The sequence below is a fragment of the Stenotrophomonas sp. YJH_SMC_64 genome (assembly GCF_059371375.1).
Genome location: NZ_JCAFUN010000021.1, coordinates 45046 through 59943, shown reverse-complemented (window position 1 = coordinate 59943; position 14898 = coordinate 45046). Strand labels below are relative to the sequence as shown.

Sequence of the window (14898 nt, the reverse complement as noted above, 5' to 3'; positions counted from 1 at the left end):
GGCGAATAAGAAGTGCTCGACTATGGACGGTCAAACGGGCATTTTTATAGTGGTTCATCCGGGCTCTTTGGGGTCTGGAGAGGTGTGGTAACCACCATTTTCCAAAGATGTCCCGGATGAACAACGTACAGAGAGATCACAGTTAGTCGACTTTCGCGCGAAGCGCGGGATTTCCCGCGATCGGATAAGAGCAGTCGACCGCGAAGAGCAGTCTGCTAGAAGAGCAGTCGACTCACAGTCGACTCTACAGAAGCGGTGTGGAGCGCGTGGGCGGCAGAGCGCCCTCAAGTTCGGCGCCTACCCCGCCGATACAGCAGCCATGTCCCATGACCTGCTCAACCGGATCGACCAGCGGACCCGACTGGCCGGCCACAATCGCCTGGCGCTGCTGCTGTTCCGTCTCGGCGGACGTCAGCTTTTTGGCGTCAATGTCTTCAAGGTGCAGGAAGTCCTGCGGCGCCCGGAACTGTTCCAGGTGCCCGGACTGCCCAGCCAGTTCTCCGGCGTGGCCGACGTGCGCGGCCGCTCGGTGCCGGTGCTGGACCTCGGCCTGGCGATCGGCCATCCCGAGCGCGAGCCGGAGGCGGACACCTCGCCCGGCTACTTGGTCGTCACCGAGTTCAACCGCTCGATCCAGGGCTTCTTGGTCAGCGGCGTGGAGCGCATCGTCAACATCGCGGTGGAAGACATCCATCCGCCGCCGGAACTGGGCGCCGAATCGAGCTACCTGACCGCAGTGACCCGCTTCCAGGGTGAACTGATTCAGGTGATCGACGTGGAAAGCGTCCTGGCCGACATCGCCCAGGTGCGCGGCGAAGCGGTGCTCGATCCGGCGATGGCGATGCCCTCCGACGGCCCGCAGCTGCAGGTGCTGGTGGTGGATGACTCGCGCGTGGCCCGCCAGCAGATCCGCAGCGTGCTGGACCAGCTGGGGGTGGGCGCCACCCTGCTTTCCGATGGCAAGCAGGCGCTGGACCACCTGCTGCAGATCCACGCGTCAGGCGAGAACCCGGCCGAGCGCTACGCCATGGTCATCTCGGACATCGAAATGCCGGCGATGGACGGCTATACGCTGACGACGGAAATCCGGCGCCATCCAGGCCTTGCCGGCCTCTACGTGCTGCTGCATACCTCGCTGTCGGGCGTCTTCAACAACGCCATGGTCGAGCGCGTCGGCGCCAACGCCTTCGTCGCCAAGTACTCGCCGCACGAGCTGGCCGATTTCGTGCTGGACCGCCTGCGCAAGGTGGCGCTGGCGGCCTGAGGCCACTGATCCGGTAGTGCCGGCCGCTGGCCGGCAACCGCAGATCCATCGGGGAGCCGGCCAGCGGCCGGCACTACCCTCTCGAATTTGGCACACCCCTTGCAGCTTCCCGGGCAACGTTCCCGTGGGAGTGCACCGTGCGCAACCTGATTACCGACTACCTGGGCGTCCATGCCCAGGCCATGCCGTTGCGCGAACAGCGGATGAAGCTGATCGCCAGCAACCTCGGCAATGCCGACACTCCCGGCTACAAGGCCCAGGACCTGGACTTCGATGCCGCCCTGCGCCATGCCCAGGGGCAGGATGCCAATGGCCTGATGGCCACCACCCATGAGCAGCACTACGAAATCAGTAGTGGCCTGAACCCGTTCCAGATCGCGTGCGAGGGCGTGCAACCCAGCCTGGACGGCAACACCGTCGATCCCGATGCCGAGCGTGCGGCCTATGGCCGCGCCGCGCTCGAGTACCGCGCTTCGCTCAGCTTCGTCGAGAGCAAGGTGCGTTCCATGTTGACCGCGATCACGGGGCAATAAGCCATGAGCAACCTGCCGATCTTCGATATCGCCGGCTCCGCGCTGCAGGCGCAGTCGGTGCGCATGAGCACCATCGCCTCCAACCTCTCCAACGCCGATACCGTCGCCGGTTCCGCCGACGCGGTGTACAAGCCGCTGGAGCCGATCTTCCAGGCCGTCACCAGCAAGAACGATCCGAACATCACCTCGGTGAAGGTGAAGGAGATCACCCAGAGCGATGCGGCGCCGATCAAGCGCTATGAGCCGGGCCACCCGCTGGCCGATGGCGATGGCTACATCTACCAGCCCGACGTCGACCCGGTGGCGCAGATGGTCAACCTGATCTCGACCTCGCGCAACTACCAGGCCGGCGTGGAGATGTTGACCACCGCCAAGGAACTGGCCCTGGCCACCCTGACCATGGGCCGCTGAGGCCCGCAGTACCGGATACCGCCATGACCACCGCCGTCAACAACCAGACCAACCAGGACGTCTACACCGCACTCGGTCTGAACGCCCCGAACAGCAACGCCACCAAGAAGAAGAACACGCTGGACCAGGCCGATTTCCTGCGCCTGATGACCGAACAGCTTCAGCACCAGGATCCGCTGAAGCCGATGGACAACACGCAGATGGTCGCGCAGATGGCGCAGATGTCCACCGTGCAGGGCATCACCGATCTGAACAAGACGGTGAAGGGCTTCCAGGAATCGATGGCCAGCGACCAGGTGCTGCGTGGTGCGGCGCTGGTCGGCCACCAGGTGCTGGTGCCGTCGGAAAAGCTGGTGCTGGAAAAGGAAGGCAACGTTGAAGGCACGGTGGCCGCGCCTTCGGCCGGCATCATCACCGTCGACATCACCGATGCCACCGGCGCCAAGGTCACCTCGCTGAGCGTGGAAGCCAAGGCCGCCGGCGAGACTGCGTTCCAGTGGGACGGCAAGGATGCCAACGGCAAGCGCATGGAGCCGGGCAAGTACTCCATCGTTGCCAACCACGTCGATACCGCCGGCAAGAGCACCAAGCTGTCCACCTACGTGCAGGCGCCGGTGGAAAGCGTGACCGTCGGTTCCGACGGCCTGTACCTGAACCTCAAGGGCCTGGGCACGGCCCCGATCGACTACGTGCTCCGCGTCAGCTGAGCCGCACACCCCGCACTTACCAGGAGCATCCCATGGGCTTCAATGTCTCGCTGTCCGGCATCAATGCCGCCAATTCCGACCTGAGCGTCACTGCCAACAACGTCGCCAACGTCAACACCACCGGCTTCAAGGAATCGCGCGCCGAATTCGCCGACCTCTTCTCGGCCACCGGCTATGGCCTGTCGAAGAACGCGGTCGGCTCTGGCGTGCGCGTTTCCAATGTCGCCCAGCAGTTCAAGCAGGGCCACAACGAACAGACCGGCCGCAGCCTGGACATGGCCATTTCCGGTGAAGGCTTCTTCACCATGAACATGAACGGCACCCGCGTGTACTCGCGCGCCGGCAATTTCCAGACCGATCCGTCCGGCTACGTGATCAACCCGCAGGGCGCACGCCTGCAGGTGTTCGCACCGAATGCCGATGGCACCAACTTCGATGCCGGCCGCATGGTCGACCTGCAGCTGCTCACCACCGACAGCCCGCCGAAGCAGACCAGCGAAGTGAAGGTCGGCTTTACCCTGCCGGCCAACGCGAAGCAACCGACGGTCACCACCTTCGATCCGACCGACTCCAACAGCTACAACCACTCCAGCGGCGGCATCACCGTGTACGACTCGCTGGGCGTCAGCCACATCCAGGTCTCGTACTTCGTGAAGGGTGCCAACCCCAACGAGTGGACCGTGCGCAACTACGTGGACGGCCAGCCGGCCGGCGCGCCAACCCCGGTCACCTTCGACAACAGCGGCAAGCTGACCGCACCGGCGGACGGCAAGGTCAGCCTCGGCACCTTCACCCCGACCACCGGTGCCGGCGTGCTGAACATGACGCTGGACGTGAGCGGCTCGACCCAGTACGGCGAGAAGTTCGCGCTGCGCAACACCCAGCAGGATGGCTACGCCGCCGGCAAGCTCAATGAGATCACCGTGTCGGAAACCGGCGTGGTCTACGCGCGTTACTCCAATGGCGCCGACAAGCCGCTGGGCCAGGTCGCGCTGACCACCTTCAACAATCCGCAGGGCCTGGAATCGAAGGGCAACAACCTGTGGGTGGACACCTTCAGCTCGGGCACCCCGCGCACCGGCATGCCGGACACCTCCAATCTCGGCAAGATCCAGGCCGGCTCGCTGGAAGCATCCACCGTCGATCTCACCGAGCAGCTGGTCAACATGATCACCGCGCAGCGCAACTTCCAGGCCAACGCGCAGATGATCACCACCCAGGACCAGATCACCCAGACCGTCATCAACATCCGTTGATGAGCTGCTGACCCTGTCACGGAACTCCCCGCATGGATAAAGCCCTTTACGTGGCGATGACCGGTGCCCGCGCCTCCCTGCAGGCGCAGGGAACGCTCAGCCACAACCTCGCCAACTCGGACACCCCTGGCTTCAAGGAAGCGCTGGCCAATACCGAAGCCTTCCCGATCAAGGGCCCGGGCTTTGCCTCGCGGGTGGATGCGCTGCACGTCGACGCCGGCTTCAACCGTACGCCCGGCTCGCAGCACATCACCGGCAAGCCGCTGGATCTGTCCCTGCAGACCGGCACCTGGCTGGCCGTGCAGTCCAGCGACGGCAGCGAGGCGTACACGCGCGGCGCGGCGTTGTCGGTGACGCCGAACGGCCAGCTGGTGACCTCCAGCGGCCGTCCGGTACTGGATGACAACAACAACCCGATCGCCATTCCGCCCTACCAGGCGATGGAAATCGGTGCCGACGGCACGCTCTCGATCATCCCGCAGGGCGAAGGCCCGCAGACGATGGCGCAGATCGGCCGCATTAAAGTGGTGCAGGCGCCGGACGAGCGCCTTGAGCGTGGCCTGGATGGCCTGTTCCGCAACACCGACCCACTGCAGCCGTTCGCGCCGGCACAGGGCACGGCCGTGCACAGCGGCCAGCTGGAAGGCAGCAACGTGGACGCCGCTGGCGCGCTGGTGCAGATGATCCAGCTGCAGCGCCAGTACGAAATGCAGGTGCAGGTGATCAAGCACGGCGACGAAAACGCGCGCAGCGCCAACAGCATGCTGCGCCTGGGCAGCTGACGGAATTCCGGCGCCAGCTGATGCCGGCGCTGGCACACCACTTGCACACCCGCATACAAGGGCCGCACCACGCGGCCGGCTTCACCAGACAGGACATCGAAGATGAACCAGGCATTGTGGATCGCGAAAACCGGACTGGATGCGCAGCAGATGCGCATGTCGGTGGTTTCCAACAACCTCGCCAACACCAACACCACCGGCTTCAAGCAGGACCGTGCCAGTTTTGAAGACCTGTTGTACCAGCAGGTGCGCCAGCCCGGCGGCTCCTCGTCGGCGCAGACGCAGCTGCCGACCGGCCTGCAGCTCGGAACCGGCGTGCGCGTGGTCGCCACCGCCAAGAACTTTGAACAGGGTGGCCAGCAGCAGACCGGCCGCGCCCTGGACGTGATGGTCAATGGCCGCGGCTTCTTTGAGGTTCAGATGCCTGATGGCAGCTCGGCCTACACCCGTGATGGCTCGTTCAAGATCAACCAGGACAGCGAACTGGTCACCAACAGCGGCTACCCCGTGCAGCCGGGCATCCAGATTCCCGAAGGCGCGCAGTCGGTCACCATCGGTACCGACGGCACCATCAGCGTGAAGATGGCCGACGGTGCAGCGTCGGTGGAAGTGGGTGCACTGACCCTGACCGACTTCGTCAATCCGGCCGGCCTGCAGGCCCGCGGCGAGAACCTGTTCCTGGAGACCACCGCTTCCGGCCCGGCACAGAACGGCAACCCCGGCCTCAACGGCCTCGGCACCGTGGTGCAGGGCGCGCTGGAAGGCAGCAACGTCAACGTGGTGGAAGAGCTGGTGTCGATGATCGAAACCCAGCGCGCCTACGAGATGAACGCCAAGGCGATCTCCACTACCGATTCGATGCTCGGCTATCTCAACAACAAGCTCTGACCGGCCAACCCGGGAAACTGCCATGTCGCCCATTTCCAACTTCGCCCGCACTACCCTCGCCTGCGCCGTGGCCGCCCTGCTCGGTGGCTGCGTGATCGCGGGCGACGTGCGTCCCTACCCGACGATGGCACCGATCCAGCCGATCATGCCGCCGCAGGCCCAGCCGACCGCCGGTGCCATCTACGCCGCCGGCCCGACCCTGCAGCTGTATTCGGACCGCCGCGCACGCGATGTTGGCGACCTGCTGACCATCACCCTGCTGGAAAACACCACCGCGCAGACCAGTGCCAACACTGCCACCAACAAGGAATCGAACCTGAGCCTGGGCACGCCGTCCATCCTCGGCGCGCCGGTCACCCTGGGCGGCAAGGACATCCTCAGTGCGACGGCCAAGGGCGCGCGTGACTTCACCGGCAAGGGCAACAGCGCGCAGAGCAACCGCCTGCAGGGCAGCGTCACGGTAACCGTGGTGCAGCGCCTGCCCAACGGCAACCTGGTCGTGCAAGGGCAGAAGAACCTGCGGCTGAACCAGGGCGATGAGCTGGTGCAGGTGCAGGGCATCGTCCGCCCGGGCGACATCAGCCAGGACAACACCATTCCGTCCAGCCGCGTGGCCGAAGCCCGCATCGTCTACGGCGGCCGCGGCCCGGTTGCGCAATCCAACGCGATGGGCTGGCTGAGCCGCTTCTTCAATTCCGGCCTGACGCCGTTCTGAGTATGGCCATGAAACTCTTCTCCTCTTCTTCCTGGCAGCGACGCATGGCGTCGCTCTACTGTGGCGTGTTCATGGTCTTCGCGGTGGCAGCCCCGGCCAGCGCCGAGCGCATCAAGGACCTGGCCCAGGTCGGCGGCGTGCGTGGTAACGCCCTGGTGGGCTACGGCCTGGTGGTCGGCCTGGATGGCAGCGGCGACCGCACCAGCCAGGCGCCCTTCACCGTGCAGAGCCTGAAGAACCTGCTCGGCGAGCTGGGCGTGAATGTTCCGCCGAACGTCAACCCGCAGCTGAAGAACGTGGCCGCCGTGGCGATCCACGCTGAACTGCCGCCGTTCGCCAAGCCGGGCCAGCCGATCGACATCACCGTGTCCTCGATCGGCAACGCGGTCTCGCTGCGTGGCGGTTCACTGTTGATGGCCCCGCTGCGCGGCGCCGACGGACAGATCTACGCCATCGCGCAGGGCAACCTGATCGTCGGCGGCTTCGGTGCGCAGGGCAAGGACGGTTCCCGTGTCTCGGTGAACGTGCCCAGCGTCGGCCGCATTCCCAACGGTGCCACCGTTGAGCGCGCCCTGCCCGATCCGCTGGCCAACGGCGGTGACATCACCCTGAACCTGCACAACAACGACTTCACCACGGTCTCGCGCATGGTCGCCGCGCTCAACAACGCCTTCGGCGAAGGTGCGGCGCGTGCGGTCGACGGCGTGACCGTAGCGGTTACCGCGCCGACCGATCCGGGCGCACGCATCGGCCTGCTGGCGCGCATCGAGAACCTGGAATTGACCCCCGGCAGCGCCCCGGCCAAGGTGGTGGTCAATTCGCGTACCGGCACCGTGGTCATCGGCCAGCAGGTGCGCGTGGGACCGGCTGCGATCTCGCATGGTTCGCTGACCGTGACCATCCAGGAAAACACCAACGTCAGCCAGCCCAATGCGCTGTCCGGCGGCCGCACCGTGGCCAGCCCGCAGTCGACCATCACCGCCACCAACGACGGCAGCCGCATGTTCAAGTTCAGCGGCGGCACCACCCTGGACGAAATCGTGCACGCGGTGAACGCCGTGGGCGCAGCACCAGGCGATCTCATCGCGATCCTGGAAGCCCTGAAGCAGGCCGGCGCATTGAGTGCCGAGCTCGAGGTGATCTGACATGCGCATCAATCCCGCATTCGATCTGCACCCGGCACAACAGAACGATCCGGCGAAGATCGACAAGGTCGCGCGCCAGCTGGAAGGCCAGTTCGCGCAGATGCTGGTCAAGAGCATGCGTGACGCCAGCTTCGGCGACTCGCTGTTCCCTGGCGAAAACAAGATGTTCCGCGAGATGTACGACCAGAAGATTGCCGAGGCGATGACCCGCGGCAAAGGCCTGGGCCTGTCCGGCATGATCAGCCGGCAGCTGTCCGGCCAGGCCGCCGATGGCCCGGCGCTGGATACCCGCGTGGACCCGGCCAAGGCCAGCCGTGCCTATCAGCTCAATGCACCGACCAAGCCGGCACCGTCGCTGCCGCTGGAAGACGGCAGCCAGGCCGTGCGCCTGCTGCAGCAGATGGCCGCCGGCGCGCAGTCCGGCGCACACGCGGCGGTTACACCGATGGAACAGGCGCTGGACCTGATCGCCGGGCGCGAAAGCAGCAGCATGCACCGCTCGCTGGGTACCGAAGATCCTTACATCGGCGGCCTGCAAGGCGAGGACTGGGCCGCCAACAGCGACCAGTGGTCGGCCACCGCCAGCAACCGCGGCACGGCCATCAGCCCGGCCGATGCAATGGCGACCCGCACCGCCGTCGCCCAGCTGGGCGAACACACCCCGGAAGGCTTCGTCGCCAGCATCTGGCAGCACGCGCAGCGTGCGGCCAAGGAACTGGGCGTGGATGCCCGCGCCCTGGTCGCCCAGGCGGCGCTGGAAACCGGCTGGGGCAAGCGCCACATCAAGCATGCCGACGGCAGCACCTCGCACAACCTGTTCGGCATCAAGGCCAATGGCTGGAACGGCCAGCGCGCCGTGGCCGGCACCCACGAGTACGTCGATGGCGTGCGCCGCAACGAGACCGCCAGCTTCCGTGCCTACAGTTCGCCGGCCGAGAGCTTTGCCGACTACGTGCGCCTGCTGAAGACCAGCCCGCGCTACCAGCAGGCCCTGCAGGCCGGCACCGACGTGCAGGGCTTCGCCCGTGGCCTGCAGCGCGCCGGCTATGCCACCGACCCGCGCTACGCGGCCAAGATCGCCGCGATCGCCGGCGGACCGACCATCGAGCGCGCCGTCAGCGCCGTGGCAGACGCCGGCTCGCGCCTTGGCCAGACCTTCGCCAGCACCGCAACCGCGGCGCTGGGTATCACCCGTCGTTGAGGAACCCCATGTCCAGCGTACTTTCCACCGGTACCGGTGCCCTGCTCGCCTTCCAGCGTGCGTTGGCGACCACCAGCCACAACGTGGCCAACCTCAATACCCCCGGCTACAGCCGGCAGAAGGTCAACTTCGCCACGGCTGATCCCCAGAACTACGGCTACGGCACGGTCGGCAACGGCACCCGCATCACCGACATCCGCCGTACCGCCGACCAGCTGGCGATCTCGCGCCTGCTCGACAGCAGCGGCGAGCTGGCGCGCCTGAAGCAGCTCTCCGGCATGGCCGACCGGGTCAATTCGTTGTTCTCCGACGCGGCAACCAACGTGTCCGGCGTCTGGTCGAAGTTCTTCGATTCGGTCAGCGGCCTGTCCTCCAATGCCGCCGGCACCGCCGACCGCCAGAACATGCTGGATGGTGGCAAGGCGCTGGCCAACCGCTTCGTGCAGCTCAACACGCACCTGAACAACCTCAACAGCGAGGTCAACAACGGCCTGCTGGCCGGTGCCACCGAGGTCAACCGGCTGGCGCAGGAGATCGCGCAGATCAACGGTGCGATCGGCACCAACATCGCTACCGCCGCACCGGACCTGCTCGACCGCCGCGACCAGTTGATCACCCAGCTGATCGGCTACACCGGTGGCACTGCAGTGATCCAGGACGGCGGCATCATGAATGTCTACACCGCCGGCGGCAACGCACTGGTGGTGGGCACCACGGCGACCAAGGTCACCACCGTGGCCGATCCGTACCAGCCCGAGCGCCTGCAGCTGGCGCTGGAAACGCAGGGCAACACCATCCGCCTCGACCCGAAGGCGGTCGGTGGCCAGATCGGCGGCCTGCTGGAATTCCGCGACACCGTGCTGACGCCTGCCCAGGCCGAACTGGGCAAGCTGGCGGTAGGCCTGGCCGAGAGCTTCAACCAGGTGCATCACCAGGGCGTGGACCTGTATGGCCAGCTCGGGGGTGACTTCTTCAACATCGGCAACCCGCGCGTCACCGCCAACAATGCCAACACCGGCACCGCCAGCCTCAGCGCCAGTTACGGCGACCTCGGCAAGCTGGACGCGCAGAACGTGGTGCTGCAGTTCGATGGCACCAACTGGAAGGCCAGTCGTGCCGACACCGGTGCCAACGTTCCGCTGACCGGCACCGGTACGGCCGCCGATCCACTGGTGATCAACGGCGTCAAGCTGGTGGTCGGCGGTACCCCGGCGGCCAACGACCGCTTCCTGCTGCAGCCGACCGCAGGCGTGGCGGGTAGCATGGAAGTGGCGATCACCGATCCCTCGCGCATCGCCGCTGCTGCGGCAGTGAAGGGCGCGGCGGCGACGTCCAACACGGGCACCGGCAAGCTGAGCGGTGTCACCGTCAGCGATTCGACCAACGCCAACCTGCGCAATCCGGCCGCGATCGTGTTCACCTCGGCCACCACCTACACCATCGATGGGGGCCCGCCGCAGACCTACACGCCCGGCCAGACCATCAGTGCCAATGGCTGGAGCTTCGTGCTGGACGGTGCGCCGAAGGTCGGCGACACCTTCAACATCACCCCGACTCCGGCGGGCTCGTCGGACAACAGCAACGCCTCCAGGCTGTCCAAGGTGGAGAGCGCCAAGGCGTTCAACAGCGGCACGGTCACCCTCAACGGCGCCCTGGGGGGCCTGACCACCCAGGTCGGTGCAGCCGCCCGCTCGGCCGAGTATTCGCTGGAAGCGCAGCTGGTGATCAATGACAAGGCGCAGGAAGCGCGCGATGAAGTGTCCGGCGTCAACCTGGACGAAGAGGCGGCCGACATGCTGCGCCTGCAGCAGGCTTACCAGGCCGCGTCGCAGCTGATCTCCACCGCTGACAGCATGTTCCAGACCATCCTGGGAGCCGTCCGTCGATGAGCAGCCGTATCTCCACCAGCATGATGTTCAACCAGTCCGTGTCGCTGATGATGGCCAAGCAGGCCAAGCTCAGCCACCTGGAGCAGCAGATCGCCACCGGCAGCAAGATCGTCAGCGCCAAGGACGATCCGGTCGCCGCAGGTACGGCCGTGGGGCTTGACCGCAGCCTGGCCGCGCTGGACCGGATGAAACTCAATGCCGGCAACGTGCAGAACCGACTGGGCGTACAGGAAAACACCCTGGCCCAGGTCAACGACCTGATGGCGCGCGTCAACGACCTGACCATCCAGGCCAGCAATCCGGCGCTGGGCGCCGCCGACAAGAAAACGCTGATCACCGAACTGAACCAGATCCGCGAGGGCCTGTTGTCGCTGGCCAACGCCGACGACGGCACCGGCCGCTACGTGTTCGGCGGCACCAACGATGGCGATCCGCCGTTCGCCAAGATCAATGGCAAGGTGGTCTACCGTGGCGACCAGACCCAGCGCCAGATTGAAGTCGGCCCCGATACCTATGTGCGGGATGCCCTGCCCGGCAGCGAAATCTTCATGCGCATTCCTACCGGCGACGGCTTCGTCGATGGTGTTGCCGCGGCCGGCAATACCGGCAACGGCGTGCTGACCAACATCACCCGCGATGGCAGCGACAGCTGGAACGGCCAGTCCTTCAGCATCCGCTTCACCGCCGCCGACCAGTACCAGGTACTGGACGGCGCTGGCAACGTGACCGGCACCGGCACGTTCAAGGCCGGTGACAACGTCGAAGTCAACGGTGTCCGCCTGCAGATCACCGGCGCACCCGCTGCCGGTGACAGCTTCAACGTGAAGCCGGCCACCAGCCGCGACATCTTCGACACCATGGACAAGCTGATTGCCGCGCTTGATGCCGACACCGGCACCACCGCCAAGATGAGCGCGCAGCAGAACGAACTGCAGAGCGCCCTGCGCGATGTGGCCCGTGCGTCGGAACGGATGATCGATTCGCGCGCGGCCGGCGGTGCGCAGCTGAAGGCACTGGACAATGCCGCCGACATGCGCGAAGCCAACAGCGTGACCCTGAAGACTACGCTGTCGCAGATGCGCGACCTGGACTATGCCGATGCACTGAGCCAGTACCAGCTGCAGAGCACCGCGCTGCAGGCGGCACAGACGATCTTCTCGCAGATGCAGTCGATGTCGTTGTTCAACAAGATCCGCTGACGCATCTCCTGCGTCACCCCTGAAAGGCCGCGATGCCCTGCATCGCGGCCTTTTTCGTTTCTGCGTGCCCGTTCCGTCGCGCTCGCCGGGCGTGGGCTGGCGCTACCGGAAACGTGCTGCACGCATTTTCCGTGATTGCCCATCAAGCCCGGCCCTGCCCCGCCGATACCTTCATCAGCGCTGGTTGGGCATGCCCAACCGCCCTTTCCGGGGTCGCCTTCACGCCCAGCCAGAGCTGGAAAACCCGGGAAAAACAGCCTCCGGCACCGAATTGCAGCATCGACGGAATTCACGGCTAAAGGTTGTTGACAAAGCGCCGTTATTCATTTGGCAACAGCGAAGCACACAGCCACACAAAAAAACAGGCGGCGCTTCGTTTCATTCACCAACGGGTTCCATATAAGAGGAGACGACCCCATGGCACAGGTAATCAACACCAATACGATGTCGCTCAACGCTCAGCGCAACCTGAGCACCAGCGGCAGCTCGCTCGCTACCACCATCCAGCGCCTCTCGTCCGGCCTGCGCATCAACAGCGCGAAGGACGACGCGGCCGGCCTGGCCATCAGCGAGCGCTTCACCACCCAGATCCGCGGTCTGGACGTGGCCATCCGCAACGCCAACGACGGTATCTCGCTGGCCCAGGTCGCCGAGGGTTCGCTGAGCGAAGTCGGCAACAACCTGCAGCGCATCCGTGAACTGGCCGTGCAGTCCTCCAACGCCACCAACTCGGCCAGCGACCGCAAGGCCCTGCAGGCTGAAGTGACCCAGCTGGTCTCGGAAGTCGACCGCGTGGCCAAGCAGGCTGACTTCAATGGCACCAAGCTGCTGGACGGCTCCTTCACCAGCCAGCTGTTCCAGGTCGGCGCCAACGCCGGCCAGGCCATCGCCATCAACAGCGTGGTCAACGCCAAGGCTGATTCGCTGGGCGCGGCAACCTTCGCCAACGGCTACACCGGCACCAGCCTGGCCGCCGCCGACAAGGCCACCGCCGACACCACCTACTCCGGCCTGCAGATCTCGGTGACCCCGCCGGGCGGCACCGCCACCACGGTCACCATCAACGACTTCACCGTGAAGGCGGGCGAATCGATCACCTCGGCCACCTCTGCCGCGATCAACAACAAGCTGGGCGAAACCGGCGTCATGGCCTCGGTCAATGCCGGTGTGATCAGCCTGGCCTCGGTCAAGGACGGCCAGACCTTCACCCTGGGCGTCAGTGCCGCAACCCCGCCGGCTGGCGCCACCGCCGCGACCATCGCCGGCCTGGGCCTGACCGAAACGAGCACCAACGGCGGCCTGCTGACTGGCGCCACGGCCAACTTCGTCAAGGACCTGAACGTCACCACCGCCGAAGGCGCACAGAAGGCGCTGTCGATCGTCGACAAGGCCCTCGAATCGGTCAACAGCGTGCGCGCCGACCTCGGCGCGATCCAGAACCGCTTCACCTCGGTGGTGGCCAACCTGCAGACCTCCTCGGAAAACCTGTCGGCCTCGCGCAGCCGCATCCGCGATACCGACTTCGCCAAGGAAACCGCCGAACTGACCCGCACCCAGATCCTGCAGCAGGCCGGTACGGCCATGCTGGCCCAGGCCAACCAGGTACCGCAGAACGTGCTCAGCCTGTTGCAGCGCTGACATGAGCCGCCCCCGGGGCACGTCGGGGGCGTCTAACCCAACTCACGTGCAACCGCTCAAGGACCTCTCCTCATGGCACAAGTCATCAACACCAATACGATGTCGTTGAATGCTCAGCGTAACCTGAGCACCAGCGGCAGCTCGCTGGCCACCACCATCCAGCGCCTGTCCTCCGGTTCGCGCATCAACAGCGCCAAGGACGACGCCGCCGGTCTGGCGATCTCCGAGCGCTTCGGCACGCAGATCCGCGGTACCGACGTCGCCATCCGCAATGCCAACGACGGCATCTCGCTGGCCCAGGTCGCCGAAGGTTCGCTGACCGAAATCGGCAACAACCTGCAGCGCGTCCGCGAGCTGTCGGTGCAGGCCTCCAACGCCACCAACTCGGCCAGCGACCGCAAGGCCCTGCAGGCCGAAGTGACCCAGCTGGTCAGCGAAATCGACCGCGTCGCCAAGCAGTCGGACTTCAACGGCACCAAGCTGCTGGACGGCACGTTCTCCAGCCAGCTGTTCCAGGTAGGCGCCAATGCCGGCCAGGCCATCGCCATCGACAAGACCATCGATGCCAAGGCCAACGCCCTGGGTGGTGCACAGTTCTCCAGCGGTACCGCAACCGCAATCGCCGGTACCGCTGACACCGACACCGCAGTGGGTGCGTTCACCATCACCGACAGCAAGGGCACCGTCTTCAACTTCGGCGCCATGACGGTCAAGAGCGTCGGTGACGCTGCCGCCAACACCGCTGCAAACGGCAAGGCCGTCGCTGCCGCCATCAACGCCAAGATCGGCGAAACCGGCGTGCTGGCCGAAACCGATGCCGCCGGCGCACTGACCCTGACCTCGGTCAAGGACAGCGTGAACAACGCGGGCGCTTTCACTGCCATCGGCAGCTCGCTGGCCGGCTTCGCCGCGGCAACCCCGGTCCCGGGCAAGCAGTTCGCCGACAAGATCGACGTGTCCACCGTGAAGGGTGCACAGCAGGCAATGGAAGTGGTCGACAAGGCCCTGGGTGCGATCAACAGCACCCGCGCCGACCTCGGCGCGATCCAGAACCGCTTCACCTCGGTCGTGGCCAACCTGCAGACCTCGTCGGAGAACCTGTCGGCTTCGCGCAGCCGCATCAAGGATACCGACTTCGCCAAGGAAACCGCAGAGCTGACCCGCACCCAGATCCTGCAGCAGGCCGGTACGGCCATGCTGGCCCAGGCCAACCAGGTGCCGCAGGGCGTGCTCAGCCTGCTGCGCTGATCCGCTCGCTGATCGACCTCCG

The 14898-nt window shown here is 65.8% G+C and carries 14 protein-coding genes; all 14 read left to right on the top strand.

What is annotated here, in order from left to right:
- Positions 1–319: 319 nt before the first annotated feature.
- The 14 genes from AC5P9L_RS19865 to AC5P9L_RS19800 all read left to right on the top strand — a co-directional run bounded on the left by AC5P9L_RS19865 (position 320) and on the right by AC5P9L_RS19800 (position 14876).
- Entirely contained in the window at positions 320–1264 is a 945-nt protein-coding gene (locus tag AC5P9L_RS19865; RefSeq protein WP_005409577.1) for a chemotaxis protein, read from the top strand.
- A 137-nt stretch (positions 1265–1401) separates the two neighbouring features.
- Positions 1402–1797 carry a flagellar basal body rod protein FlgB gene (gene flgB, locus AC5P9L_RS19860; RefSeq protein WP_495230698.1) on the top strand — a complete coding sequence of 132 codons (396 nt, stop codon included), beginning with the start codon at positions 1402–1404 and terminating at the stop codon, positions 1795–1797.
- A gap of 3 nt (positions 1798–1800) precedes the next feature.
- A complete protein-coding gene (flgC, locus tag AC5P9L_RS19855) occupies positions 1801–2208 on the top strand; it encodes a flagellar basal body rod protein FlgC (RefSeq protein WP_005409575.1) in 408 nt (135 codons plus the stop codon).
- Positions 2209–2231: 23 nt separating this feature from the next.
- Positions 2232–2915 carry a flagellar hook assembly protein FlgD gene (locus AC5P9L_RS19850; protein ID WP_005413273.1) on the top strand — a complete coding sequence of 228 codons (684 nt, stop codon included), beginning with the start codon at positions 2232–2234 and terminating at the stop codon, positions 2913–2915.
- A gap of 32 nt (positions 2916–2947) precedes the next feature.
- Positions 2948–4171 (top strand): flagellar hook protein FlgE, encoded by a 1224-nt coding sequence (flgE, locus tag AC5P9L_RS19845; RefSeq protein ID WP_005409573.1) that lies wholly within the window; start codon positions 2948–2950, stop codon positions 4169–4171.
- A gap of 32 nt (positions 4172–4203) precedes the next feature.
- Positions 4204–4953 (top strand): flagellar basal body rod protein FlgF, encoded by a 750-nt coding sequence (locus AC5P9L_RS19840; protein ID WP_024958568.1) that lies wholly within the window; start codon positions 4204–4206, stop codon positions 4951–4953.
- A 102-nt stretch (positions 4954–5055) separates the two neighbouring features.
- Positions 5056–5841, top strand: coding sequence for a flagellar basal-body rod protein FlgG (gene flgG / locus AC5P9L_RS19835; RefSeq protein WP_005409571.1), 786 nt, complete (start codon positions 5056–5058; stop codon positions 5839–5841).
- Positions 5842–5863: 22 nt separating this feature from the next.
- The gene (flgH, locus tag AC5P9L_RS19830; protein ID WP_099473115.1) at positions 5864–6556 is read left to right on the top strand and encodes a flagellar basal body L-ring protein FlgH; all 693 of its coding nucleotides are present in this window, start codon (positions 5864–5866) and stop codon (positions 6554–6556) included.
- Positions 6557–6558: 2 nt separating this feature from the next.
- On the top strand, positions 6559–7701 hold the full coding sequence (locus AC5P9L_RS19825) for a flagellar basal body P-ring protein FlgI (RefSeq protein WP_275998944.1): 1143 nt from the start codon (positions 6559–6561) through the stop codon (positions 7699–7701).
- 1 nt (position 7702) lies between these two features.
- A complete protein-coding gene (gene flgJ, locus AC5P9L_RS19820) occupies positions 7703–8902 on the top strand; it encodes a flagellar assembly peptidoglycan hydrolase FlgJ (RefSeq protein ID WP_227415841.1) in 1200 nt (399 codons plus the stop codon).
- An 8-nt stretch (positions 8903–8910) separates the two neighbouring features.
- On the top strand, positions 8911–10791 hold the full coding sequence (gene flgK / locus AC5P9L_RS19815) for a flagellar hook-associated protein FlgK (RefSeq protein WP_005413269.1): 1881 nt from the start codon (positions 8911–8913) through the stop codon (positions 10789–10791).
- Positions 10788–11990, top strand: coding sequence for a flagellar hook-associated protein FlgL (flgL, locus tag AC5P9L_RS19810; protein WP_279915675.1), 1203 nt, complete (start codon positions 10788–10790; stop codon positions 11988–11990). The genes flgK and flgL overlap by 4 nt, the downstream gene beginning before the upstream one ends.
- A 417-nt stretch (positions 11991–12407) precedes the next feature.
- Positions 12408–13628, top strand: coding sequence for a flagellin (locus AC5P9L_RS19805; RefSeq protein ID WP_005413267.1), 1221 nt, complete (start codon positions 12408–12410; stop codon positions 13626–13628).
- Positions 13629–13700: 72 nt separating this feature from the next.
- A complete protein-coding gene (locus AC5P9L_RS19800; protein ID WP_099473109.1) occupies positions 13701–14876 on the top strand; it encodes a flagellin in 1176 nt (391 codons plus the stop codon).
- The last annotated feature ends 22 nt before the right edge of the window (positions 14877–14898 follow it).

Bases quoted from the DNA above. Each gene is read 5' to 3' on its own strand.
- AC5P9L_RS19865 (WP_005409577.1), top strand. From the start codon at position 320: ATGTCCCATGACCTGCTCAACCGGATCGACCAGCGGACCCGACTGGCC.
- flgC (WP_005409575.1), top strand. From the start codon at position 1,801: ATGAGCAACCTGCCGATCTTCGATATCGCCGGCTCCGCGCTGCAGGCG.
- AC5P9L_RS19850 (WP_005413273.1), top strand. From the start codon at position 2,232: ATGACCACCGCCGTCAACAACCAGACCAACCAGGACGTCTACACCGCA.
- flgE (WP_005409573.1), top strand. From the start codon at position 2,948: ATGGGCTTCAATGTCTCGCTGTCCGGCATCAATGCCGCCAATTCCGAC.
- AC5P9L_RS19840 (WP_024958568.1), top strand. From the start codon at position 4,204: ATGGATAAAGCCCTTTACGTGGCGATGACCGGTGCCCGCGCCTCCCTG.
- flgG (WP_005409571.1), top strand. From the start codon at position 5,056: ATGAACCAGGCATTGTGGATCGCGAAAACCGGACTGGATGCGCAGCAG.
- flgH (WP_099473115.1), top strand. From the start codon at position 5,864: ATGTCGCCCATTTCCAACTTCGCCCGCACTACCCTCGCCTGCGCCGTG.
- AC5P9L_RS19825 (WP_275998944.1), top strand. From the start codon at position 6,559: ATGGCCATGAAACTCTTCTCCTCTTCTTCCTGGCAGCGACGCATGGCG.
- flgJ (WP_227415841.1), top strand. From the start codon at position 7,703: ATGCGCATCAATCCCGCATTCGATCTGCACCCGGCACAACAGAACGAT.
- flgK (WP_005413269.1), top strand. From the start codon at position 8,911: ATGTCCAGCGTACTTTCCACCGGTACCGGTGCCCTGCTCGCCTTCCAG.
- flgL (WP_279915675.1), top strand. From the start codon at position 10,788: ATGAGCAGCCGTATCTCCACCAGCATGATGTTCAACCAGTCCGTGTCG.
- AC5P9L_RS19805 (WP_005413267.1), top strand. From the start codon at position 12,408: ATGGCACAGGTAATCAACACCAATACGATGTCGCTCAACGCTCAGCGC.
- AC5P9L_RS19800 (WP_099473109.1), top strand. From the start codon at position 13,701: ATGGCACAAGTCATCAACACCAATACGATGTCGTTGAATGCTCAGCGT.